General features: G+C 67.7%; 20 protein-coding genes. 7 read left to right on the forward strand and 13 right to left on the reverse strand.

Annotated elements, in window-relative coordinates; genetic code table 11:
• Position 1: 1 nt before the first annotated feature.
• Entirely contained in the window at positions 2 to 3,079 is a 3,078-nt protein-coding gene (fdnG, locus tag EJP67_RS26805) for a formate dehydrogenase-N subunit alpha (RefSeq protein ID WP_165909710.1), read from the reverse strand.
• A gap of 95 nt (positions 3,080 to 3,174) precedes the next feature.
• A complete protein-coding gene (locus EJP67_RS26815) occupies positions 3,175 to 3,477 on the reverse strand; it encodes a hypothetical protein (RefSeq protein ID WP_126024775.1) in 303 nt (100 codons plus the stop codon).
• Positions 3,478 to 3,678: 201 nt separating this feature from the next.
• Between EJP67_RS26815 and EJP67_RS26820 the strand changes: the two genes are divergently transcribed.
• Complete coding sequence (locus EJP67_RS26820) at positions 3,679 to 6,195, forward strand: ABC transporter permease (protein WP_126024776.1); 2,517 nt, start codon at positions 3,679 to 3,681, stop codon at positions 6,193 to 6,195.
• A 107-nt stretch (positions 6,196 to 6,302) separates the two neighbouring features.
• Positions 6,303 to 8,282, forward strand: a complete 1,980-nt coding sequence (locus EJP67_RS34150) for an AAA family ATPase (protein WP_276312266.1) — start codon at positions 6,303 to 6,305, stop codon at positions 8,280 to 8,282.
• Between the two features lie 103 nt (positions 8,283 to 8,385).
• Here the strand turns inward: EJP67_RS34150 and EJP67_RS26830 are convergent, their stop codons facing one another.
• Together EJP67_RS26830 and EJP67_RS26835 are read right to left on the reverse strand one after the other, a co-directional pair.
• The gene (locus tag EJP67_RS26830; RefSeq protein ID WP_126024777.1) at positions 8,386 to 8,676 is read right to left on the reverse strand and encodes a type II toxin-antitoxin system Phd/YefM family antitoxin; all 291 of its coding nucleotides are present in this window, start codon (positions 8,674 to 8,676) and stop codon (positions 8,386 to 8,388) included.
• A 74-nt stretch (positions 8,677 to 8,750) separates the two neighbouring features.
• Positions 8,751 to 9,644 carry a LysR family transcriptional regulator gene (locus EJP67_RS26835; protein WP_126024778.1) on the reverse strand — a complete coding sequence of 298 codons (894 nt, stop codon included), beginning with the start codon at positions 9,642 to 9,644 and terminating at the stop codon, positions 8,751 to 8,753.
• A 112-nt stretch (positions 9,645 to 9,756) separates the two neighbouring features.
• On the opposite strand from EJP67_RS26835, the gene EJP67_RS26840 reads away from it, so the two are divergent.
• Positions 9,757 to 11,265: an MFS transporter gene (locus EJP67_RS26840; protein WP_126024779.1), complete on the forward strand. Its 1,509-nt coding sequence runs from the start codon at positions 9,757 to 9,759 to the stop codon at positions 11,263 to 11,265.
• A 1-nt stretch (position 11,266) separates the two neighbouring features.
• Here EJP67_RS26840 and EJP67_RS26845 read toward each other — a convergent pair whose 3' ends face one another.
• Positions 11,267 to 12,163: a LysR family transcriptional regulator gene (locus EJP67_RS26845; RefSeq protein WP_126024780.1), complete on the reverse strand. Its 897-nt coding sequence runs from the start codon at positions 12,161 to 12,163 to the stop codon at positions 11,267 to 11,269.
• 128 nt (positions 12,164 to 12,291) lie between these two features.
• On the opposite strand from EJP67_RS26845, the gene EJP67_RS26850 reads away from it, so the two are divergent.
• Genes EJP67_RS26850 through EJP67_RS26860 form a run of 3 tightly spaced genes read left to right on the forward strand, consistent with a single transcriptional unit; the run spans position 12,292 to position 14,224 of the window.
• Positions 12,292 to 13,035 (forward strand): SDR family oxidoreductase, encoded by a 744-nt coding sequence (locus tag EJP67_RS26850; protein WP_126024781.1) that lies wholly within the window; start codon positions 12,292 to 12,294, stop codon positions 13,033 to 13,035.
• Between the two features lie 15 nt (positions 13,036 to 13,050).
• Complete coding sequence (locus tag EJP67_RS26855) at positions 13,051 to 13,947, forward strand: SDR family NAD(P)-dependent oxidoreductase (protein WP_126024782.1); 897 nt, start codon at positions 13,051 to 13,053, stop codon at positions 13,945 to 13,947.
• A gap of 46 nt (positions 13,948 to 13,993) precedes the next feature.
• A complete protein-coding gene (locus tag EJP67_RS26860) occupies positions 13,994 to 14,224 on the forward strand; it encodes a SlyX family protein (protein WP_126024783.1) in 231 nt (76 codons plus the stop codon).
• A 108-nt stretch (positions 14,225 to 14,332) separates the two neighbouring features.
• Here the strand turns inward: EJP67_RS26860 and trhA are convergent, their stop codons facing one another.
• From trhA to cyoA, 8 genes are read right to left on the reverse strand one after another with little or no spacing between them, the layout of a single operon-like run.
• A complete protein-coding gene (trhA, locus tag EJP67_RS26865; protein WP_375792105.1) occupies positions 14,333 to 15,028 on the reverse strand; it encodes a PAQR family membrane homeostasis protein TrhA in 696 nt (231 codons plus the stop codon).
• 40 nt (positions 15,029 to 15,068) lie between these two features.
• On the reverse strand, positions 15,069 to 15,620 hold the full coding sequence (locus EJP67_RS26870; protein ID WP_126024784.1) for a response regulator transcription factor: 552 nt from the start codon (positions 15,618 to 15,620) through the stop codon (positions 15,069 to 15,071).
• Entirely contained in the window at positions 15,601 to 17,055 is a 1,455-nt protein-coding gene (locus tag EJP67_RS26875; protein ID WP_240650792.1) for an ATP-binding protein, read from the reverse strand. Before EJP67_RS26875 ends, EJP67_RS26870 begins: the two co-directional genes overlap by 20 nt.
• Complete coding sequence (locus EJP67_RS26880; RefSeq protein WP_126024785.1) at positions 17,009 to 17,815, reverse strand: SURF1 family protein; 807 nt, start codon at positions 17,813 to 17,815, stop codon at positions 17,009 to 17,011. The genes EJP67_RS26875 and EJP67_RS26880 overlap by 47 nt, the downstream gene beginning before the upstream one ends.
• Positions 17,815 to 18,225: a cytochrome o ubiquinol oxidase subunit IV gene (cyoD, locus tag EJP67_RS26885; protein ID WP_019656671.1), complete on the reverse strand. Its 411-nt coding sequence runs from the start codon at positions 18,223 to 18,225 to the stop codon at positions 17,815 to 17,817. The genes EJP67_RS26880 and cyoD overlap by 1 nt, the downstream gene beginning before the upstream one ends.
• Complete coding sequence (gene cyoC / locus EJP67_RS26890) at positions 18,222 to 18,884, reverse strand: cytochrome o ubiquinol oxidase subunit III (RefSeq protein ID WP_126024786.1); 663 nt, start codon at positions 18,882 to 18,884, stop codon at positions 18,222 to 18,224. Before cyoC ends, cyoD begins: the two co-directional genes overlap by 4 nt.
• Entirely contained in the window at positions 18,877 to 20,880 is a 2,004-nt protein-coding gene (gene cyoB, locus EJP67_RS26895; protein WP_126024787.1) for a cytochrome o ubiquinol oxidase subunit I, read from the reverse strand. Before cyoB ends, cyoC begins: the two co-directional genes overlap by 8 nt.
• A gap of 1 nt (position 20,881) precedes the next feature.
• A complete protein-coding gene (gene cyoA, locus EJP67_RS26900) occupies positions 20,882 to 21,907 on the reverse strand; it encodes a ubiquinol oxidase subunit II (RefSeq protein ID WP_126024788.1) in 1,026 nt (341 codons plus the stop codon).
• Between the two features lie 180 nt (positions 21,908 to 22,087).
• Between cyoA and EJP67_RS26905 the strand changes: the two genes are divergently transcribed.
• Positions 22,088 to 23,428: an MFS transporter gene (locus tag EJP67_RS26905; RefSeq protein ID WP_126024789.1), complete on the forward strand. Its 1,341-nt coding sequence runs from the start codon at positions 22,088 to 22,090 to the stop codon at positions 23,426 to 23,428.
• Positions 23,429 to 23,518: the final 90 nt, after the last annotated feature.

Raw genomic sequence — 23,518 nt, forward strand, 5'->3', positions numbered from 1 at the left:
TTCAGGCCTTCTCGATGTTCACTGTGAAGGACTTGTACTCCGGCGTCTGCGTGTTCGCGTCGCCCACGAACGGCGTCAGCGTGTTCACCAGATACCCCGGCTTCGCGATGCCCACGAAGCCCCAGTGGTTCGGCAGGCCCACGGTATGGACCGTGCGCCCGTCCACCTGCAGCCCCACGATGCGCTTGGTGACCACTGCCACGGCCTTGATGTAGCCGCGCTTGCTCGACACCTTGACCATGTCGCCGTGGCCGATGCCCTTCTCCTTCGCGAGCTCTTCGCCGATCTCGACGAACTGCTGCGGCTGGATGATGGCCGAGGTGCGCACGTTCTTGGTCCAGTAGTGGAAGTGCTCGGTGAGCCGGTAGCTGGTCGCCACGTACGGGAAGTCCTTCGGCACCCCGAGCCTTTCCAGGTCGCCCTTGAAGATGCGCGCCGCGGGGTTGGCGCGCGCCTTCTCGTTGTTCGGGTGCATCAGGTTGTTCACCAGCGGCGACTCGAAGGGCTCGTAGTGCTCGGGCAGCGGCCCCTCGGCCATGCCGGTGGGGGCGAACAGGCGCGCCACGCCCTCGGCGGTCATGATGAAGGGGCGCACCGCCTCCGCGTCGGTCGGGTTCGCGTCGGGGCGGATGTCGGGCACGTCGGCCCCGGCCCATTGCTTGCCGTTCCACGAGACCAGGCCGCGCTTCGCGATCCACGGTTTGCCGGTGGCCGGGTCTGTCGAGGCACCGTTGTAGAGAATGCGCCGGTTCGCGGGCCAGGCCCATGCCCAGTTCTGCACCATGCCGATGCCGTACGGGTCGGCGTTGTCGCGCCGCGCCATCTGGTTGCCGGCCTGCGTCCATGCGCCTGCGTAGATCCAGCAGCCGCTGGCGGTGCTGCCGTCGTCGCGCAGCAGGCCGAAGCCCGAGAGCTGCTCGCCGGCCTTGGCCAGCGGCGGCTTGGTCGGGTCCTTCGGGTCGGTCAGGTCGACCAGCGCGCGGCCGTTGTATTCCATGGCCAGTTCCTGCGCGGAGGGCGAGTGCGGAATCTTGTAGGGCCAGGTGAGCTTGACGATCGGGTCGGGGAAGGCGCCGCCGTCCTTCGCATAGGCCGCGCGCAGCCGGTTGAAGATGCCCGCCACGATCTCGATGTCGCCCTTGGCCTCGCCCGGCGGCTCCGCGCCCTTCCAGTGCCACTGCAGCCAGCGGCTGGAGTTGGTGAGCGAGCCGTCCTCCTCCGCGAAGCAGGTGGACGGCAGGCGGAACACCGTGGTCTGGATGTCGGCGGTCTTGACGTCGTTGAACTCGCCGAAGTTGCGCCAGAACTCGCTGGTCTCGGTCTGCAGCGGATCGATGGTGACCAGGAACTTGAGCTTGGAGAGCCCGTCGACGATCTTCTTCTTGTCGGGGAACGAGCCCACCGGGTTGAAGCCCTGGCAGATGTAGCCGTTGAGCTTGCCCTGGTTCATGAGCTCGAAGGCCTGCAGCACGTCGTAGAGCCTGTCGATCTTGGGCAGGTAGTGGAAGGCCCAGTCGTTCTCCGCCGTGGCCGCGTCGCCCCACCACGACTTCTGCATGCTGACGAAGAACTTCGGATAGTTCTGCCAGTAGCTCATCTGGTTGGGCCGCAGCGGCTTGAGCGCGCGGGTCTTGTAGTAGTCCTCCAGCGTCTGCTCGTTGTCACGCGCCAGCGACATGTAGCCGGTCAGCGAGTTCGACAGCAGCCCCAGGTCGGTCAGGCCCTGGATGTTGCTGTGGCCGCGCAGCGCGTTCATGCCGCCGCCGGGCACACCGATGTTGCCCAGCAGCAGCTGCACGATGGCGCCGGTGCGGATCATCTGCGAGCCCTGGCTGTGCTGCGTCCAGCCCAGCGCGTACATGATGGTCATGGTGCGCTGGGAGGTGCTGGTGCTCGCGATGTACTCGCACACCTTCAGGAACTTGTCCTGCGGCGTGCCGGTGATGCGGCTCACCATCTCGGGCGTGTAGCGCGCGTAGTGCCGCTTCATCACCTGCAGCACGCAGTTCGGGTCCTGCATGCTCATGTCGACCCTGGCCATGCCCTGCTCGTCGAGCGCGTAGCCCCACGACTTGGGGTCGTAGTTGCGCTTCTCGGGGTTGTAGCCGCTGAACAGGCCGTCCTCGAACTTGTAGTCGGGGCCGACGATGAAGGTCGCGTTGGTGTAGTTGCGGACGTACTCGGTCTGGATCTTGTCGTTGGTCAGCAGGAAGTTGATGACCCCGCCGAGGAAGGCGATGTCCGACCCCGCGCGGATCGGCGCGTAGTAGTCGGCCATGGCGGCCGAGCGCGTGAAGCGCGGGTCGACCACCACCAGGCGGGCCTTGTTCTGTTTCTTGGCTTCGATGACCCACTTGAAGCCGCACGGATGCGCCTCCGCGGCATTGCCGCCCATGATCAGCACGACATCCGCGTTCTGGATGTCCTGCCAGTGGTTGGTCATCGCGCCTCTGCCGAACGTCGGGGCCAGACTGGCCACCGTGGGTCCGTGTCAGACGCGTGCCTGGTTGTCGAACACCAGCATCCCGGTCGAGCGGAATGCCTTGTGCGTGATGTATCCGGTTTCGTTGGACGAGGCCGAGGCGCAGAGCATGCCGGAGCTGGTCCAGCGGTTCACGGTCTTGCCGTCGGCGTTGGTGGTCTGGAAGTTCGCGTCGCGGTCGGCCTTCAGCAGCTTGGCGATCCGGTCGAGCGCCTCGTCCCAGCCGATGCGCTTCCACTCCGTGGCCCCGGGTTCGCGCACCTCGGGGTATTTCAGGCGCATGGGGCTGTGCACGAAGTCGAGCAGGCCGGCGCCCTTGGGGCACAGCGTGCCGCGGTTGACGGGGTGATCGGCATCGCCCTCGATGTGGAGGATGTCGGACACCACGTTCTTCGCCTTGTCGCCCAGGCTGTACATGATGAGCCCGCAGCCCACCGAGCAGTACGGGCAGGTGTTGCGCGTCTCGGTGGTGCGCGCGAGCTTGAAGTTGCGGGCCTCGGCCAGCGCGGCGGTCGGCGAGAAGCCGAGCGCGACGATGCTGGAGCCGACCAGCCCCGCGCTGCTCACGCGAAAGAATTGCCGGCGGTTCATGTCCATGACGGAACCCCCTGCGGCGGTGAAGTGATGGAGTTTTTCATCGTGGTCTTCTTTTCTTCTGGCGGGTAACTCGAATTCGAATGAATCTGGCGGCGCTACTTGGGCGCCGTGCCGTCGCCTCCGCTGGGCGCGGGCGCCGCGCCGGAGGTGCCGCTGGCGCCGCCCGGGCCGCTCATGCCGCCCACGGCCGCGCCGCCTTCGGACGGGCCTTGATGGGATGCGGAGGATTCGACCTTGTCACCGGAGGCGGCCGGGGCGACGCCCGTGGGGCTTGCTCCGGTGGCGCCGGCGGTGGCGGAGGCCTTCGGCGCGGGAGGCTTGGGATCGCATGCACTCGCCATCAGGCCGGCGGCAAGGCACAGGCCGATGATCTGCAGGCGCTGCTGACATCGTGGCATCGACACTCCTTGTGGGAAGGACGGGTCCGACAACGGGCTGTTTTTATGGCCTCGTTTTCCGCTTGCCGGTGTGCCCGGTTTGCGACAAACGGGATACGTTTAACGCATCATGCGACAGCATCATGTCCGGATCAAGGCCCGCAGGCGCGCAATAACCCTCGAATCCCGCCGTGAGGCCGGGCGTCGGCTATCGTTCGCGCCATGAACGCCTCCCTCCGCCTGGGTTGGCGCACGCTCTGGCGCGACCTGCGCGCCGGCGAGCTGCGCCTGTTGATCGTCGCCGTGCTGCTGGCCGTGGCCGCGCTCACGGCCGTCGGCTTCTTCGCCGACCGATTGCAGGGCGGACTCAAGCGCGACGCGCGCCAGCTGCTGGGCGGCGACGCGGTGATCGTCAGCGACAACCCCACGCCCGAGGCCTTCATGGCGCAGGCGAAGTCGCTCGGGCTCCAGGGCACATCCACCTACGGCTTCCCGACCATGGCCCGCGCCGAGGACGCGCAGGGCGGCGCCAGCAAGCTGGTGGCGCTGAAGGCCGTGACGGCCGGCTATCCGCTGCGGGGCAGCCTGCAGACCTCCACCACCATCGATGGCGCAGGCGCCGTCACGCGCGACATCCCGCCGCCGGGCGAGACCTGGGTCGACGCCTCGCTGCTCGACTCGCTGGGCCTGAAGGTCGGCGACACGCTGCTGCTGGGCGACACCGGCCTGCGCGTGGGCCGTGTCATCACGCTGGAGCCCGACCGCGGCGCCGGCTTCATGAGCTTCTCGCCGCGCGTGATGCTCAACCAGGCCGACGTGGCCCGCACCGGGCTCGTGCAGCCGGCAAGCCGAGTCGGCTACCGCTACGCCGTGGCGGGCAGCGACGCGGCGGTCAAGCGCTTCACCGACTGGGCCGACGCCACTATCAAGAAGGGCGAGCTGCGCGGCGTGCGGCTCGACTCCTTCGAGAGCGGCCGACCCGAGATGCGCCAGACGCTCGACCGTGCCGAGAAATTCCTGAGCCTGGTCGCGCTGCTCGCGGCGCTGCTGTCTGCGGTGGCGGTGGCGCTGGCCGCGCGCGGCTTCGCGGCCAGCCACCTCGACGACTGCGCGATGCTGCGCGTGCTCGGCCAGAGCCAGCGCACCATCGCCATCGCCTATGCCTTCGAGTTCGCGGTGATCGGCATCGTGGCCAGCGCGCTGGGCGTGGCCATCGGCTTCGCGGTGCACTACGTGTTCGTGCTGCTGCTGGCCGGGCTGGTCGAGACCGCGCTGCCCGCCGCGACACTGTGGCCCGTGGCCTTCGGGCTCGGCATGGGGCTGACGCTGCTGTTCGCCTTCGGGCTGCCGCCGGTGCTGCAACTGGCGCGCGTGCCGCCGCTGCGCGTGATCCGGCGCGACGTGGGCGGCCTCAAGCCTGCATCGCTCGCGGTGCTGGGTGTGGGCGTGGCGGGCTTCGCGGCGCTGCTGATGGCGGCGAGCAGCGACATCAAGCTGGGGCTCATCGCCGTCGGCGGCTTCGCGGGCGCGGTGGCGGTGTTCGCGCTGCTGAGCTGGCTCGCGGTGAAGGTGCTGCGCCGCAGCGTCAACGAAACCACCGCGCCGCGCTGGCTGGTGCTGGCCACGCGGCAGATCTCGGCGCGGCCGGCCTACGCGGTGGTGCAGGTCAGCGCGCTCTCGGTGGGGCTGCTGGCGCTGGTGCTGCTGGTGCTGCTGCGCACCGACCTCGTGGCGAGCTGGCGCCAGGCCACGCCGCCGGACGCGCCGAACCGCTTCGTCATCAACGTCATGCCCGACCAGAGCGAGGCCTTCCAGAAGTCGCTGCGCGACGCAGGCGTGAGCAAGTTCGACTGGTACCCGATGATCCGCGGCCGGCTCGTGGCCATCAACGACAAGCCGGTCTCGCCCGACGACTACACCGAAGACCGCGCCAAGCGCCTGGTGGACCGCGAGTTCAACCTCAGCAACAGCCTGGAGGCGCCCCCGCACAACAGCATCACCGCCGGCAAGTGGACGCCCGGCGCGGCCGGCGAGGTGAGCGTGGAAGAGGGCCTGGCCGAGACGCTGGGCCTGAAGATGGGCGACGTGCTGCGCTTCGACATCGGCGGCATGCAGAACGACGCGCGCATCACCTCGCTGCGCAAGGTCGACTGGGGTTCGATGCACGCCAACTTCTTCGTGATGTACACGGTGGCCTCGCTGGCCGACGTGCCCACCACCTACATGGGCGCCTTCCGCGCGCCCGAGACGCGCGGCTTCGACAACGCACTGGTGCGCAGCTATCCGAACGTGACCAACGTCGACATGAGCGCCACCATCAACCAGGTGCAGCGCGTGCTCGACCAGGTGATCCGCGCGGTCGAGTTCCTGTTCGGCTTCACGCTCGCGGCCGGCCTTGTGGTGCTGTTCGCCGCGGTGACGGCCACGCGCGAGGAGCGAGCGCGCGAGTTCGCGGTGATGCGCGCGGTGGGCGCACGCGCCAGCCTGCTGCGGCAGGTGCAGCGCGCCGAACTCGCGGGCGTGGGCCTGCTCGCGGGCTTCCTCGCGAGCATCGTGGCCGCGCTGATCGGCTGGGGGCTCGCGCGCTACGTGTTCGAGTTCACCTGGACCGCCTCGCCGCTGGTGCCGGTGGCAGGCGCGCTGGCGGGCGCGGTGCTGGCGCTGGGCGCCGGATGGTGGGGCTTGCGCGAGGTGCTGCGCCGGCCGGTGGTCGACACATTGCGCCGCGCGGCCGAGTAAGGCGTCGCGGCGCAACAGTTTTTTTCTTCGCCCGAGGGCCGGACGGGGCCGTGGAATGCAATACATTCCCCGGCCCCGTATCCAATTCAGAGAAGAGAAATTCCTGCATGCGCCTGGCGTCTTTCCAGATCACCAACTTTCGCTCGATCAACGACAGCGGCCTCATCGATTCCACGCAGATCACCACGATCCTCGGCCGCAATGACAGCGGCAAATCGAACCTGCTGCGCGCGCTCCACAGCCTGAACCCCGCCGAAGGCATCGCCGAACTCAGCCCCATCAAGGACTTCCCGCGCCATCGCCGGCTCGAAGAGTGCACCGGCGACACGCCCGTCGTCTTCACGCGCTGGAGCCTCGACGAAAGCGAACAGGCCGAGCTGGCTGCCATCCTTCCGCGCGCTGCCGGCGTGCGCCACGTCACCGCGAGCCGCGGCTATGCGGCCAGCCGCTCGGCCGGCTTCGAAGGGCTGGCGGCCCTGTCGCTGGACGTGAGCGAGATCAAGGGCAAGGTCCGCAAGATCGTGCCGGCGGTGAAGGCCGCCACGGAGAAGGTCGCCGAGGAGGCCGCCAAGGCCGCACTGGACCAGGAAGCCGACGTCTTCGACGCCGCGATGATCATGAGCCCCGACTACATCAAGTGGTCGGCCGGCGCGGTCAAGGCGGCGCAGGCCCTGCGCAAGGCGCTGGCCGTGGCGGGTGCCGAGCTCAGCGACAAGCAGGAGCAGATGCTGGCCGAGCTGGAAGACATGGCGCTGGCCATCGCCAACGACGCGCCCGCGCTGGAGCGCGCGCAGCAATGGGTGATCGGCAAGCTGCCGCGCTTCGTCTACGTCGACGAATACCCGGCGCTGCCCGGCCGCCAGAACATCGCCGAATTCCTGGGGCGCGAAGGCTGGGGCCAGCTCACGCCCGAGCAGCAGAGCTTCGGCAAGCTGTGCAAGGTCGCGGGGCTCGACCTGCGGCAGCTGCAGGCCCTGCTCGACAGGAATGACCAGGCCACGCGCAACCAGCTCGTCAACCGCGCAGGCTCGGTGGTGACCGCCGAGATTCGCCGCCTGTGGAAAGACCGCGCGCTGAAGGTGCGCTTCAACCTCGACGGCCAGTACCTCGACACGCTGGTGTCGGACCCGAACGCGGCCTACGAAGTCGAAGTGAACCTGGAAGAGCGCAGCCGCGGCTTCCAGTGGTTCTTCTCCTTCTACGTCGCCTTCTTCGCCGACACCCAGGGCGGCCAGGCCGAAGACGCCGTGCTGCTGCTGGACGAACCCGGCCTGCACCTGCACGCCCATTCGCAGGCCGACCTGCTGGCGCACCTGGAAAAGGACTTCGCCGGCAACCAGGTGATCTACACCACGCACTCGCCCTTCATGGTGCCCACGCACCGGCTCGACGCGGTGCGTACGGCGAGCCTGGACGAAACCGCGGGTACGACTGTGAGCAACACCGCGCAGGGGGATGAGCGCACGCTGTTCCCGTTGAAGGCAGCGCTGGCGTTCGCGCGGATGGCCAGTGAGCCGGTGAAGCAGGAGGCTGCGAAGCCTGTGGCTGCGACGCAGGAATCGGTGAAGCCGGCGCCCGCAAAGCAGAACGCGTCGGAGGGCGCGAAGCCTGCGAAGTCGGCAAAGTCCGCTGAGGCAGTCAAGCCCGAGCCTGTGAAGCCAGAACCTGCGAAGCCCGTCGTCGCGGAAAGCGCCAAGCCAGTGGAAGCTGCACCTGTTGCAGTGGCCGCACCTGCAGTCTTGCCTGCACCCGCGATGCCTGAGCCGGCGAAGGTTGCCGCTCCTGCAAAGATCGAGGCAGTCAAGACCGAGGTTGCGAAGCCCGTCGTCGTGGAAAGCGTCAAACCGGCAGAAGCAGCGCCTGTTGCAGTCGCCGCGCCGGTCGTCCCGCCTGCGGAAGTGCCGGCACCAGTGACGGCTGAACCGGCGAAGCCGGTGGCCGGTGAGAGCATCAAGTCTGCCGAGCCTGTGGCCGAGACCCCGGTCGCCGTGGCTGCCGTGCCCGCCGAGGCACCGGTGATGCAACGCGTCGAAGAGCAGACGGCCGTTGTGAGCCCTCAAGCAGAGCAGCCGGCAGAAGTCGCCTGACGGACGGCGCTCTCAGCGCCTGCTTGAACTCATGCGGCGCCGACCATGCGCCGCATGAGCAGGGTCTTCAGATCGTGGTCCGCGGACCGCGGGAACACGATCTTCATTTCGCGTCCTTTTCTTCTTCTACGGCCTGCCGGCCCAGATCTGCGAACACGTCTTCCGCCGGACGGAACTGGCCCTGCTCGATTGCGTGGTTACCTAGCACCAGGATCTTGAGAAGCGCGAGCGTGGCTTCGCGCTCCTCGTAGGAGCCAACATCCATCACGACGAGCCTGGCTTCGCCGTTCTGGGTGATAAGCATGGGCTCGCGGGTATCGGACAAGGTCTTCACGATGTCCGCGGCATGGCTCTTGAAGTAGCTGATGGGTTTGACGTGAGTCGAGAAATTCATGGCGCTCATCCCTGGTGTCGTGGCCGGTCGAATTCATTGTGGTCTGAACTCGGCCCGACTCGACCTGAGGCGGGCTACGGCGCGACGCCGTCCTCCCTGAACATATGCTCCCCCGCAAAGTCCACGAACGCCCGCACCTTCGGCGACAGCTGCCGGCTCGACGGCCACAGAGCCGAGAACTGGCCCTGTCGCACGAGGTGCGTGGCCAGCACGCGCTGCAGTTCGCCGCGGCACAGCGAGTCGCGCGCGAGGAAATCGGGCATGTAGGCCACGCCGAGGCCGGCGACCGCGGCGCCGAGCATGGCTTCCATGTTGTTGCACAGCAGGCCTGCCGGCAGTTGCGCGGGCAGGCCGGGCAGGTCCCAGTCCTCGATCTTTCCGCCGGTGGCGAACTTGTAGCGCAGGCAGGTGTGCCGCGCGAGGTCGGCCGGGGTCTGCGGCACGCCGTGGCGCTCCAGGTAGGCGGGCGAGGCCACGAGCACGAACCGGAACGGACCGAGGCGGCGGGCGACCAGCTGCGAATCGACCAGGTCGCCGCTGCGGATCGCCACGTCGACGCCCTCGGCGATCACGTCGACCAGCCGGTCGTTGAAGTCGAGGTCGAGCTCGATCTCGGGGTAGCGCTCCCTGAAGGCCGGCAGCATCGGCAGCAGGAAGCGGTAGCCGATGGTCGGCAGGCTCACGCGCAGGCGGCCGCGTGGCGCGGCGATGGCGTCCTGCATCATGGACCGCGCGTCGTCCAGCTCGTCGAGGATGCGGCGGCAGCGCTCGTGGAAGAGGGCGCCTTCCTGCGTGAGCCGCATGTGGCGCGTGGTGCGGTTGAAGAGGCGCACGCCGAGCTGCTCCTCGAGCCGCGCGACGTTCTTGCCCACGGCCGAGGCCGAGATGCCCAGAAGCCGGCCGGCCTTGGCAAAGCTCGACAGGTCGGCCGCCCGCACGAAGGATTCGAGTCCGCTGAAGCTGTCCATGGATTGGCAACCTTTGGTTGGGAGTGTGTGGAGCAATGCGGCAATTCTCAGCGCATTGATTCCTTTCTATCTTCGTGCCTTCCTTGTCACCTTCCGCGAAAGCACATTCCCGATGCCCGCTTCTTCCTCCAGAAACTGGCTCCTGGCCGCCGTCTGCCTCGCGGCGCTGGGCATGCCGCTGAGCTTCACCGGTCCGGCGGTGGTGCTGCCCGCCGTTCGCGACGCGCTGGGCGGCAGCCCGGTGCAGCTCAACTGGGTGACCAACGCCTTCATGCTGAGCTTCGGCGCCACGCTGATGGCGGCCGGCGCGCTGGCCGACGCCTATGGGCGCAAGCGCGTCTTCCTGCTGGGGCTCGCGGTGGTGGCGCTCAGCGCCTCGCTGCTGACCCTGGCGCCGGGCATCGTGGCCTTCGACCTGGCGCGCGCGCTGCAGGGGCTGGGCTCGGCGGCGGCCTTCGCGGCGGGCACGGCCGCGCTGGCACAGGTGTTCGACGGCGCGGCGCGCACGCGGGCCTTCAGCCTGATCGGCACTTCGTTCGGCGTGGGGCTGTCCTGCGGCTCGATGCTCTCGGGCTGGCTCGCGCAGAGCTTCGGCTGGCAGGCAGTGATGCTGAGCCCCGGTGCGGTCAGCCTGCTGGCGCTCGGCATCGCGTCGCTCGCGATGCGTGAGTCGCGCAACCCGCAGGCCATGGGGCTGGACGTGCCGGGCACGCTGAGCTTCACCGCCGCGCTGAGCCTGCTGACGCTGGGCGTGCTGCAGGCGCCCGACAGCGGCTGGGGCAGCGCGCGGGTGCTCGGGGCGCTGGCGGGTGCGGCGGCGATGGGCGCGGTCTTCGTCGCCATCGAAAGGAGGGTGGCGCATCCGATGCTCGACCTGTCGCTGTTCCGCTTTCCGCGCTTCGTCGGCGTGCAGCTGCTGGCGGCCGCGCCGGCCTATGGTTTCGTCGTGTTGCTGGTGCTGCTGCCGATCCGCTTCATCGGGCTCGAAGGGCGCGGCGCGATCGAGGCGGGGGCTTTCATGTTCGCGCTCTCGGGGCCGATCCTCGTGGTGCCGACGCTGGCTGCGTCGCTGGCGCACCGGTTCTCGGCCGGCGCGATCTCGGCCGTGGGGCTGCTGGTGTGCGCCGTAGGGCTTTTCTGGCTCAGCCGTTGCGCGCCGGGCATGCCGCTGGGCGCGATGGTGTGGCCGCTGCTGCTGATCGGCGCGGGCATCGGGCTGCCTTGGGGGCTGATGGACGGCCTGGCCGTGAGCGTGGTGCCGCGCGAGCGCGCGGGCATGGCATCGGGCATCTTCAACACGGTGCGGGTGGCGGGGGAGGGCATCGCGCTGGCACTCGTGGGCGCGGGGCTGACGGCGCTGGTGGCTGCGCGGCTGGGTCTTGCGGAGGCGGCATCGCGCGCTGCGCAGTGCGTCACCACCGGAGACATCTCGCAGGCGCTGGCCCTGCTGCCCGGCATGGACCGCGCGGCAGTGCTCCACGCCTACGGCGCAGCGTTCGGCACGCTGCTGTGGGTGCTCGCGGGCGTGACCGTGGCGACGGCGCTGGTGGTGTTCGCCTTCCTGCGCGGCGAGACGCATGCCGAGGCCGGCGCCGTGGCGCTGGAGTCGACGGCCTGCTGATTCAGGCTGCCCTGGCGGCCTCGAAGATGTCGCGCAGCCAATGCGTGAACACGCGCACGCGCGACGACAGCTGCCGGTTCTGCGCATAGAGCACCGAGACCGGCATCGGCGGCGGTGCGAACTCCGGCAGCAGCACCTTGAGCCGCCCGTCCGCCAGCTCGCCGGCCACGCGGTAGCGCGGCACCTGCACCAGCCCGAGGCCCGCGACGGCCGAGCCGGTGTAGAGGTCGGCACCGGTCACCGAGACGATGCCGCCCAGCTGCACGTTCGTCAGTTGCCCGTCGACCGTGAATTCGAGCGGCACCGGCTTTCCCGTTGCGCTGGATATGTAGTGGATGGCGCGGTGCGACGCCAGCTCTTCCATGCTTTCGGGCTCGCCGTGGGCTGCGATGTAGGCCGGGCTCGCGACCGTGACCTGCGGCAGCAGCGCCACGCGGCGTCCGATCATCGATGAGTCCTGCAGCGTGCCCGCGCGCAGCACGCAGTCGACGCCTTCCCGGACAAGGTCGACGAGCCGGTCGTCCTCGCCGATGTGCAGCTCCAGCTCAGGGTAGCGCGCCAGGAAGCCCGGCAGTGCCGGCACCACGAAATGCCGTGCCAGCGTGCCCTGCAGGTTCACGCGCAGCAGTCCCTTGGGCGCCTCGTCGCGAAACAGGCCCTCGGCTTCCTCCACGTCGGCCAAGAGCCGCACGCAGCGGCGGTAGTAGGCCTCGCCGTCCTGCGTGAGGCGCACGGTGCGGGTGGTGCGCTCCAGCAGCCGGGTGCCGACGCGCTGCTCCACGCGCTTGATGAGATTGGTGACTGTTGCGCGCGGTATGCGCAGGTCCTCGGAGGCCTGCGTGAAGCTCTGGCGCTCGGCGATGCGCACGAAGGCCTGCATTTCCTGGAAGCGGTCCATGGGCGGTGCCGATCAATTGTTGAGGAAAATGGAATAGTAATGTCGATTAGAGGCTGATTATCTTTTGGATGGAACGATCGAAGATTCGTCTCACCCACCCCCCCACCCCTGCAAAGGAACAGCCCGCCATGAACCAGTCATCCACTCCCAAGGTCGCCATCGTCACCGGCGCATCGCGCGGCATCGGCGCCGCCGTCGCGCAGCGCCTCGCCCGGGACGGCTTCGCCGTCGCCGTCAACTACGCATCGAGCCCGGAGCAGGCCGATGCCCTCGTCGTCGAGCTGAAGGCCGCCGGCGGCCGTACCTTCGCCGTCAAGGCCGACGTGGCCAGCGCCGAGGAAGTGCGCGCCATGTTCGACGCCGTCGAGGCGCAACTCGGCAAGGTCGACGTCCTGGTCAACAACGCCGGCGTGCTCCGGACGCTGCCGCTGGCCGAGCACAGCGACGCGCAGTACGACCAGACCTTCGACATCAACGTGCGCGGCACCTTCAACACGCTGCGCGAGGCCGCCATGCGCCTGAACGAGGGTGGCCGCATCGTCAACTTCTCGAGCACCACGCTCGCGCTGAACATGCCCGGCTACGCGATCTACAACGCCACCAAGGCGGCGGTCGAGGCTTTCACGCACGTCTTCGCCAAGGAACTGCGCGGCCGCGGCATCACCGTGAACGCCGTGGCGCCAGGCCCCATCGCCACCTCGCTCTTCCTCGACGGCAAGACCGAGGAGCAGGTCCAGGCCTTCGCGAAGATGCCGCCGCTGCAGCGCCTGGGCCAGCCCGAGGACATCGCATCGGTGGTGTCCTTCCTCGCCGGGCCCGATGCGGGCTGGGTCAACGGCCAGATCCTGCGGGCCAACGGCGGCGTCGCCTGAAGGAGGAGACACGCCATGAAGAAGCAGATCGTCCTCGTCACCGGCGCCGGCAGCGGCATCGGAAAGCTCACGGCCCTGTCGCTCGCCGAAGCGGGCCACGTCGTCTACGCATCGATGCGCGACATCGCAGGGCGCAACAACGGCCGCGCCGCCGAGCTGCGTGCCCTGGCCGCGGCGAAGAACATCCAGTTGCACCCGCTCGAGCTCGACGTGCTCTCGCAGGAGTCGGCCGATGCGGCCGCCGCGACCATCGTGCGGGAGCAGGGTCATCTCGACGTGGTGATGCAGAACGCCGGCCACCTGGTGGTCGGCCCCACGGAGGCCTTCACGCCGGATGAGATCGTCAAGGTGTTCGACACCAATGTGCTCGGCGCGCAGCGTGTGAACCGCGCGGTGCTGCCGTACCTGCGGGCGCAGGAGTCGGGGCTGATGCTGTGGATCAGCAGCACCACCACCAAGGGCGGCTTTCCGCCGTTCATGGGCCCCTATGGCGCGGCCAAGGCGGCGATGGATTCGCTGGCCGTCACGCTGGCCTATGAGATCGCCCGCTTCGGCATCGAGACTTCCATCGTCGTGCCGGGCGCCTTCACCAAGGGCACCGACCACTTCCCGAGCGCCGGCAAGCCGGCCGATGCTGCCACCGCCGCCGCCTACGCCCGCTACGACGGCCTCATGGACCAGATCGGCGCGCGCCTCTCGGCGCTGACGCCCGACAACGCCGACCCGCAGGCCGTGGCCGACGAGATCGTGCGCATCGTGGGCCTGCCCGCGGGCACGCGGCCGATGCGCTCGCTGATCGACTTCGTGGGCGACGGCGCTCAGGAGGTGTTCGAGGTGTCGGAGCGGGTGCGCATCGAGTTCGCCAAGCGCATCGGCATGGCGGACCTGCTCGAGGCGAAGGTGCGTCGCTAAGCGGGGCGTCACAAAGAACGGGGCGGTATTCCTGTCCAATAGCGGCATGGAAAACCCGCCCCACGACCATCTCATTGCCGAGCGCGTGACCGAACTCGAGATCAAGTCGAGCTACGCCGAGGACCTGCTCGACCAGCTGAACATGACGATCTACCGCCAACAGCAGCAGATCGATCGGCTGATCCTGCAGGTCACGCAGTTGAAGGAGCAGATGCAGAGCTCAGGCCAAGACGGCGCCGCGCGCAACCCACGTGACGAGTTACCCCCGCACTATTGATCGACGACTTTTCGCGGAGCACCGCGGAACCGGCTTTGCCGGGCCGCAGGTGCTGCCCCCGGCGAGGGGGGTGGCGAAGCGACACGAAGTGCGCGAAGCCTGGGGGAGTTACCCGTGCGCATGCCAGAGCACGGCGAAGAAGTGACAGGTGCTGCCCGCGAGCACGAACAAGTGCCACACCGAGTGCGCGAAGCGCACCTTGTTGTCGAACAGGAAAACCACCGCGCCGGCCGTGTAGAACAACCCGCCGGCCACCAGCCAGCCCAGGCCCGCCGCCGACATGCGCTCGTACAGCGGCACGGCCGCCATCAGCGCCATCCAGCCCATCGCCACGTACAGGCCGGTGGACCACAGCGGATGCTTCAGCCGGTTGAACAGCTTGGCGCCCACGCCCAGCGCCGCCGCCGCGCAGATGGCGCCGAACAGCGTCCAGCCCAGCGGGCCGCGCAGCACGCCGAACAGGAAGGGCATGTAGCTGCCCGCGATGAAGAGGTAGATGGCCGCGTGGTCCAGCCGGTTGAACCAGGCCTTCGCCCGGCCGATGGGCAGCGCGTGGTAGAGCGTGGAGATCAGGTACAGCACGATGGCCGTACCCGCGAACAGGCTGGCGCCGACCACGGCCGCGGCCTGGCCCTTCTGTGCGGCGCTGTAGACCAGGATCGGCAGCGAGGCGATCGCCAGCGCAAGGCCCAGGCCGTGGCTCAGGGCGTTGAAGAGCTCCTCCATCGCGGTCTGGTCGCGTGCGGCGAGGACGGCGGTCTTGCTGCGTTGCGTGGGCGGGGGAGAGGGTGGCGAAAAGGTCATCGTCTGTCCGTGCGCAAGTGCGTGTGGTTTGAAGATCGGTCTACTTGACCTGCTGCTTGCCCAGCTTGCGTGCCAGCGTGCGCCGGTGCATGCCGAGCCTGCGCGCGGTCTCGGAGATGTTGAAGCCGGTTTCGGCCAGCGTCTCGTGGATGCGCTCCCATTCGAGCGTCTTGATGGATGTGGAACGGTTGGTCAGCTCCACCTCGGTGGTGCCGGTGGCGCGGCCGAAGGCGGCCTCGATGTCGTCGGTGTTCGAGGGCTTGGCCAGGTAGTGGCAGGCGCCGAGCTTGATGGCTTCCACCGCGGTGGCGATGCTCGCGAAGCCCGTGAGCACCACGATCAGCATCTTCGGGTTGTGCCGGTGCAGCATCTGCACGCAGGCCAGGCCCGAGGCCTCTCCGTTGAGCTTGAGGTCGACCACCGCGTAGCCGGGCGAGGAGCCGGCCAGCAGTGCCTCGACCTCGGCGAGGTTGCTCGCGTGCGTCACGGCGTAGCCGCGGCGCTCGAAGGAGCGGCCGAGCGCGCGCGCGAAGGCGCCGTCGTCCTCGACGATCAGCAGCTGGCGCTGCGCTTCAGCTCCGGTTTCGCTCATTGCCTTCCATTCCGATGGTCCTGCTGGCGGCGAGGGCTTCTTCGTCGTCCTCGTCGTCGTCCACTTCCGTCTCTTCTTCCTCGAGCACGATGGCCGCGAGCGGCAGCGTGATCTTCACGACGGCGCCGCCCTCGGGCCGGTTGGCCGCCGCGACGCGGCCGCCCACGGTGCGCGCCACGTTCACCACCAGGAACAGCCCCAGTCCGCCGCCAGCGCGGCCCTTGCTCGACTGGTAGGGTTTGCCGAACTCCTTGAGGATGGCCGGCAGGAAGCCAGGCCCTGCGTCGGTGACGGTGATCGTCAGCGCGTCGGCGTCGTGCGCCGCCTCGAGGCGCAGCCAGTGCGGCGACGCCTCCAGCGCATTGTCGAGCACGTTGCAGATCATCTGCTTGAGGGCCGAGTCGGAGACCATGGGCAGGTCGCGGCCGAAGCGGTTGTCGTACTCGAAATCCTCCACCGGGCGGGTGGTGCGCCATTCCTCGACGAGGTCGTCGAGGAAGGTGCTGACGGTGGTTTCTTCCGAAGACTCGCCGCGCGCCTCGCCGGCCGACAGCAGGATGCCGCTCACGATGCTTTTGCAGCGCTGGATCTGCAGTTCCATCTCGGCCACCTCGGTCAGCAGCTCAGGGTCGGAGCTGAAATGCGGCAGCCGGCGCCAGTCGCCGAGGATGACGGCCAGCGTGGCCAGCGGCGTGCCCAGCTCGTGCGCCGCGCCCGAGGCCAGCAGGCCCATGCGCACGATGTGCTCCTCTTCGGAGGCGCGCTGTCGCAGGTCGGCCAGCCGGGCGTCGCGCGCGCGCAGGTTGCGGCTGATGCGGGTGATGAAGATGACGAGCAGCGCCGCGTTCAGCGCGAAGCACACCAGCATGCCCTGGATGTAGGGGCTCCACAGGCCCCGGTCGTGGTCCAGCGGCAGCGCCAGCGGGCGCGAGAACAGCGCAAGTCCGGCGAAGCAGATGCTGGTGATGACCACCATGGTCCAGGTCGACCAGGCCTTCAGCAGCACCGCGCCCAGCGTCACCTGCAGCAGGAAGAGAAACACGAAGGGGTTGGTCGCGCCGCCGCTCAGGTAGAGCTGCGCGGTGAGGGTGGCCACGTCGACCAGCAGCGCGACGAACAGTTCGCCGTTGGTCACGCGCCGGTGGCTGCGCGAGCGCAGCAGGCTCACCATGTTGAAGAGCGCGAGGCAGGCCAGCACCTGCAGCATGTGGTCCAGCGGCAGCCGGATCTCGAAACCGTAGTGCACCACGAGGATGGTGGCGACCTGCCCGACCACCGCGAACCAGCGCAGCTGGATCAGCTGCTGCATGTTCTGGTGGCCGATGGCGTTGTCGAGGCTCGCGACGCCGGCGCGGGGCGGGTGCAGCTCGCCCGCTACAGCGGCGGATTCAGCCGTCGCGGCGGGCATCTTGGTCGGCGGGGCGGGCGTCGGCATGGGCCGCATTTTCGCTGCGCCGCACGAACCAGGCCGCGATCAGCACCATGAGGGCGAGGCCATACCAGGTCAGGGCATAGACGAGGTGGCTGTTGGGAAAGGAAATGACCGTCAGGCCGGCTGCCGGCCAGGCGGGGGTGTCGGTGGCGCTCGCGGGGGCTTGCGTGGCCTCGGCATCGACGAAGTAGGGCGCGACGTCGTTCACGTTCAGGCCGCGGGCGGCTGCGATGGCCTGCACGTCGCGCGAGAACCAGCGGTCGCCGGCTGGATCGTTCTTGCGCAGGAAACCGCCCTTGGGCTCGGTCAGGCGCAGCAGGCCGGCCACGGTGGTTTCGCCCTGGGGCTCGGTGGCGGCGCGCGCCTCGCGTTTCTGCGCTTCGGGCGGCACGAAGCCGCGGTTGACCAGCACCACGGTGCCGTCGGCGCTGTTGCGCAGCGGGGTCAGCACCCAGAAGCCGGCGCCCAGCCTGGTGCTGGCCTGCACCAGCGTCTCTTTGTCGTGGAGAAAGATGCCGGCAAGGCGGACATGCCGGTATTCGTCGTTGGCCGCGTTGACCGTGGGCCATTCGGTCCGCCCGGGGGCCGCGGTGGCCGGGGCGTGCACGCGTTGTTCGACGCGTGCGATGAGATCCAGCTTCCAGGCCCTGCGCTCGACCTGCCAGGTGCCGAGCGCGACGAAGCCGGCGAAGGCGAGGACGGCGCAGACCGCCAGTGCCACCCGTGCGGCGGTGGAGCGCTGGCGGACGGCCTGTTCCGCCATCAGGGCATGTTCTTCATGTCGTGCACCGAGTGCGGCATCATGTTGGTGTTCATGTGGTACATGACCCACAGCGAACCGGCCAGCGTGATGACCACGAGCACGAGCGTGAAGATCAGCGCCAGCATGTTCCAGCCGCCTTCGGACTTCGCGTCCATGTGCAGGAAGTACACCATGTGCACCACGATCTGCACCACGGCGAAGGCCAGGATGACGAGGGCGGTGGTGCCCGGCTTGTCGAAGACCTTGCCCATGACGAGCCAGAACGGGATGGCGGTGAGGATCACAGCCAGCACGAAGCCGGTCATGTAGCCCTTGAAGGTGCTGTGGCTCACCGGGCCGTCATCGTGACCGTGCCCGTGATCGTCGTGGCCATGTGCGCCGTGGCCGGCGGTTTCGGTGTGCGCGCTCATTGCAGCGATCCCATCAGATACACGAAGGTGAAGACGCCGATCCAGACCACGTCCAGGAAGTGCCAGAACATCGACAGGCACATCAGGCGGCGGCGGTTGGCGGCGGTGAAGCCGTGCTTGGGCAGCTGGATCATCAGCACGATGAGCCAGACGATGCCGAAGGTCACGTGCAGGCCGTGGGTGCCCACCAGCGCGAAGAACGAGGACAGGAAGGCGCTGCGCTGCGGGCCCGCGCCTTCGTGGATCAGGTGCGCGAACTCGTAGAGTTCCAGGCCGATGAAGCCCGCGCCCAGCAGGCCGGTGATGGCCAGCCAGACCAGCACGCCACCCATGCGGCGCTGCTGCATCTGCAGCATGGCGAAGCCGTAGGTGATGGACGACAGCAGCAGCAGCGACGTGTTGATCGCCACCAGCGGCAGGTCGAACAGGTCGGCGCCCGAAGGGCCGGCCGCGTAGCTGCGGCCCAGTACGCCGTACACCGCGAACAGGCAGGCGAAGATGAGGCAGTCGCTCATCAGGTAGAGCCAGAAGCCCAGCAGCGTGCCGTTCTCGGGATGGTGGTCTTCGTTGCGGACGTTGAACAGCTCGAAGGTGGGCACGCTCGCGGCGTTGCCCACGGTGTTCGTGTGGCTGGAGTGGAGGGCGGTACTGTTAGACATTGGCAGCCAGCAGGCGCGTGCGCGCTTCTTCGGTACGGACGACTTCTTCCGTGGGGATGTAGTAGTCGCGCTTGTAGTTGAAGGTGTGGATGATCACGGCGGCGAGCATGGCGACGAAGCCGATGCCGGCCAGCAGCCACATCTGCCAGATCAGGGCGAAGCCGCACACCGCGCTCAGCGCCGCGATGATGAAGCCGGCGGCCGTGTTCTTGGGCATGTGGATCGGGCTGAAGCCTTCCAGCGGACGCTGGTAGCCGCGGGCCTTCATGTCGGACCAGGCGTCGTTGTCGTGCACGCGCGGCGTGAACGCGAAGTTGTAGGCCGGCGGCGGCGACGAAGTCGCCCATTCCAGCGTGCGGCCGTTCCACGGGTCGCCCGTGGTGTCGCGCAGCGATTCGCGGCGGATGAAGCTCACCACCAGCTGGATGATGAACGAGGCGATGCCCAGCGCGATCAGCACGGCGCCGAAGGCGGCGACCTGGAACCAGATCTGCAGCGACATGTCCTGGAAGTGGCTCATGCGGCGGGTGACGCCCATCAGGCCCAGGATGTACAGCGGCATGAAGGCGAACCAGAAGCCGACGATCCAGAACCAGAACGAGCACTTGCCCCAGAACGGGTCGAGCTTGTAACCGAAGGCCTTCGGGAACCAGTAGGTGATGCCCGCCAGCATGCCGAACAGCACGCCGCCGATGATCACGTTGTGGAAGTGGGCGATCAGGAACAGGCTGTTGTGCAGCACGAAGTCGGCCGGGGGAACGGCCAGCAGCACGCCGGTCATGCCGCCGATCACGAAGGTGATCATGAAGCCGATGGTCCACATCATGGGCAGCTCGAAGCGGATGCGGCCGCGGTACATGGTGAAGAGCCAGTTGAAGATCTTCGCGCCCGTCGGGATCGAGATGATCATCGTCGTGATGCCGAAGAACGAGTTCACGCTGGCGCCGGAGCCCATGGTGAAGAAGTGGTGCAGCCAGACGAGGTACGACAGGATGGTGATCACGACCGTGGCGTACACCATCGAGGCGTAGCCGAAGAGGCGCTTGCCCGAGAAGGTGGAGACCACTTCCGAGAAGATGCCGAAGGCCGGCAGGATCAGGATGTACACCTCGGGGTGGCCCCAGATCCAGATCAGGTTCACGTACATCATGGCGTTGCCGCCGAGGTCGTTCGTGAAGAAGTTGGTGCCTGCGTAGCGGTCGAGCGACAGCAGGGCCAGCACGGCGGTCAGCACCGGGAAGGCGGCGACGATCAGCACGTTGGTGCACAGGGCGGTCCAGGTGAAGACGGGCATCTTCATCATGGTCATGCCGGGCGCGCGCATCTTCACGATGGTGGCCAGCAGGTTCACGCCGGACAGCAACGTGCCCACCCCCGCTATCTGCAATGACCATATGTAGTAGTCGACCCCCACGTCGGGGCTGAAGAGGATGCCCGACAGCGGCGGATAGGCCAGCCAGCCGGTCTTGGCGAACTCGCCGACGAACAGCGACGCCATCACCAGGCCGGCGCCGAAGGTGGTCATCCAGAAGCTGAAGTTGTTCAGGAACGGGAAGGCCACGTCACGCGCGCCGATCTGCAGCGGCACCACGAAGTTCATGAGGCCCGTGACCAGCGGCATCGCCACGAAGAAGATCATGATCACGCCGTGGGCGGTGAAGACCTGGTCGTAGTGGTGCGGCGGCAGGAAGCCAGCGTTGTCGCCGAAGGCCATGGCCTGCTGGGCGCGCATCATCAGCGCGTCGGCGAAGCCGCGAAGCAGCATCACCAGGCCCAGGATGATGTACATGATGCCGATCTTCTTGTGGTCGATGCTGGTGATCCAGTCGCGCCACAGGGTGCCCCACAGCTTGAAGTAGGTCAGTGCGCCCAGGACGGCCAGGCCGCCCAGCACCACGCCGGCAAAGGTCACGAGCAGGATGGGCTCGTGGAAGGGAATCGCCTCCCAGGAGAGGCGGCCGAAGACGAGCTTCGTCAGGTCAAGGTTCTGCAACATCTTATTCTTCGGTGGTGCACATCGCGGTGACGTACTTGCGCTTGGGCGTATCGAGGGATTCGATGTCCCAGGCCTGCTTGGTGGCAACGTTGAAGGCGCCGGGCTTGCCCATGCCGCCGCTGGCGTCGATGGCCATCATTTCCTTCATGCACATCTTGTTGCGGTCCACGCACTGGTTGAGGATCGCGTCGTACAGGTCGGATGCAACGGTGGGGTAGTGGCGCACGGGCTCGCGCTCGCTGGGCACTTCGAGCTTCTTGTAGAGCTCGCGGGAGAGTTCGCCGTCCTTGCCGGACTTGACCTTCTGCACCCACTGGTCGAAGCCTTCGTTGCTCAGCCCGTGGAACTTGAAGCGCATGCCGGAGAAGCCGGCGCCGCTGTAGTTGGCGGAGAAGCCTTCGAACTCGCCGGGCTTGTTGATGACGGCGTGCAGCTTGGTCTCCATGCCCGGCATGGCGTAGATCTGGCCGGCCAGCGCGGGGATGAAGAAGGAGTTCATGACCGAGGAGGCCGTGATCTTGAAGCTGATCGGGCGGTCCACCGGGGCGGCCAGCTCGTTCACCGTGGCGATGCCCTGTTCGGGGTAGATGAAGAGCCACTTCCAGTCGAGGGCGACAACTTCCACCGTCAGCGGCTTGGTTTCGGCCGGAATCGCGCGCTGGGCGTCGAGGCGGCGCAGCGGCTGGTAGGGGTCGAGCGTGTGGGTGCTGATCCAGGTGATGGCGCCCAGGGCGATGATGATGAGCAGCGGGGCTGCCCAGATGGCCAGCTCGAGTTGGGTGGAGTGGTCCCAGTCGGGGCTGTAGGTGGCCTCTTTGTTGGACTGGCGATAGCGCCAGGCAAAGAAGATGGTCAGGGCGATCACCGGAATGATGATGATCAGCATCAGCACGGTGGAGACGACGATCAGTCGTCCCTGCTGGTGGGCGATGTCGCCGGATGGGTTCATCAGCACCGTGTTGCAGCCCGCCAGGAGCATGGCGGAGAGCAGCAGGAGTGCTCGGCGAAGGTTCTTGAGGATGTGCATGCCGGGGGAAAAGAGGTGCAGGGGCGACGCAAAAAGACCCCACAATCTACGCCCGAAGACGGGTTTCGCCTATTGGACGTTTTGTCCTATGGCGGTAAATGTGATTCGGTGCGACGCTCTGGGGTCTCCCATGGTCTTATGGTGTCGCGCCGCGGCGCTACACCTGAATTACAGCAAGCAATGACGACGTCCAGCATCATTTCGCAAGGCGCACAGCCGCTGCCGAACCCGGCCGATCACGGCGGCGCCCGGCAGGGCGACGACCACTCGCACATCGCCCCCGGCGAGATCGCGGTCGGTGTGATCATCGGCCGCGCCTCCGAATATTTCGACTTCTTCGTCTACGGCATCGCCTCGGTGCTGGTGTTCCCGGCGGTCTTCTTCCCGTTCGAGCAGCACCTCGAGGGTGTTCTCTATTCGTTCCTGGTCTTCTCCTTCGCCTTCATCGCGCGTCCGTTCGGAACTGTCATCTCGATGATGATCCAGCGACGTTTCGGGCGGGAAGCCAAGCTCACGCTGGCGCTTTTCGTGCTCGGCACCTCCACCGCCGGCATCGCCTTCCTGCCGGGCTATGCGAGCCTGGGCTTCACGGCCATCGTGCTGCTGTCGGTGTTCCGCTTCGGCCAGGGCCTGGCGCTGGGCGGCTCCTGGGACGGCCTGCCGTCGCTGCTGGCGCTGAACGCGCCGGCCAACCGCCGCGGCTGGTACGCCATGCTGGGCCAGCTGGGCGCGCCCATCGGCTTCTTCATCGCCAGCGCGCTGTTCGCCTACCTGTATTCCAGCCTGCCGTCGGAAGACTTCCTCGACTGGGGCTGGCGCTACAGCTTCTACGTGGCCTTCGCGATCAACGTGGTGGCGCTCTTCGCCCGCCTGCGCCTGGTGGCCACCGACGAATACTCGCGCCTGCTCGAAGAGCGCGAGCTCGAACCCACCAGCGTCACCGAGCTGGTCAGCTCGCAGGGCAGCAACATCCTGATCGGCGCCTTCGCCGCGCTGGCCAGCTACGCACTGTTCCACCTGATCACGGTGTTCCCGCTGTCGTGGATCACGCTGTATTCCGACCAGTCGGTCACCGAATTCCTGGTGATCCAGATGATCGGCGCGGCCTTTGGCGCCGCCGGCATCGTGGCCTCGGGCCTGCTGGCCGACCGCATCGGCCGCCGCTTCACGCTGGGCGGCCTGGCCGCGGTGATCGCCGCCTTCAGCGGCTTCGCCCCCACGCTGCTCGACGGCGGCCGTATCGGCCAGGACATCTTCATCCTGCTGGGCTTCGTGATCCTGGGCCTGTCCTATGGCCAGGCGGCCGGCGCCGTGACCTCCAACTTCGCGCCCAAGTACCGCTACGTCGGCGCGGCGCTCACGGCAGACGTGGCCTGGCTCATCGGCGCGGCCTTCGCTCCGCTGGTGGCCCTGGGCCTCTCGGCCCACTTCGGCCTTGCCTATGTCAGCGTCTACCTGCTGTCGGGCGCCATCGCCACGCTGGCGGCGCTGGGCCTGAACCGGGCGCTGGCGCGGGACTGAGACTTTCCGCGCAGCAACGAAAAGGGGCCTTACGGGCCAATGCCGCTCAGTTAATTCTGAGCGGCATTTTTTTTGATGGGGTACTGCGTC

It is taken from the genome of Variovorax guangxiensis (genome assembly GCF_003952165.1).
In the GTDB taxonomy this organism is placed as follows: domain Bacteria; phylum Pseudomonadota; class Gammaproteobacteria; order Burkholderiales; family Burkholderiaceae_C; genus Variovorax; species Variovorax guangxiensis.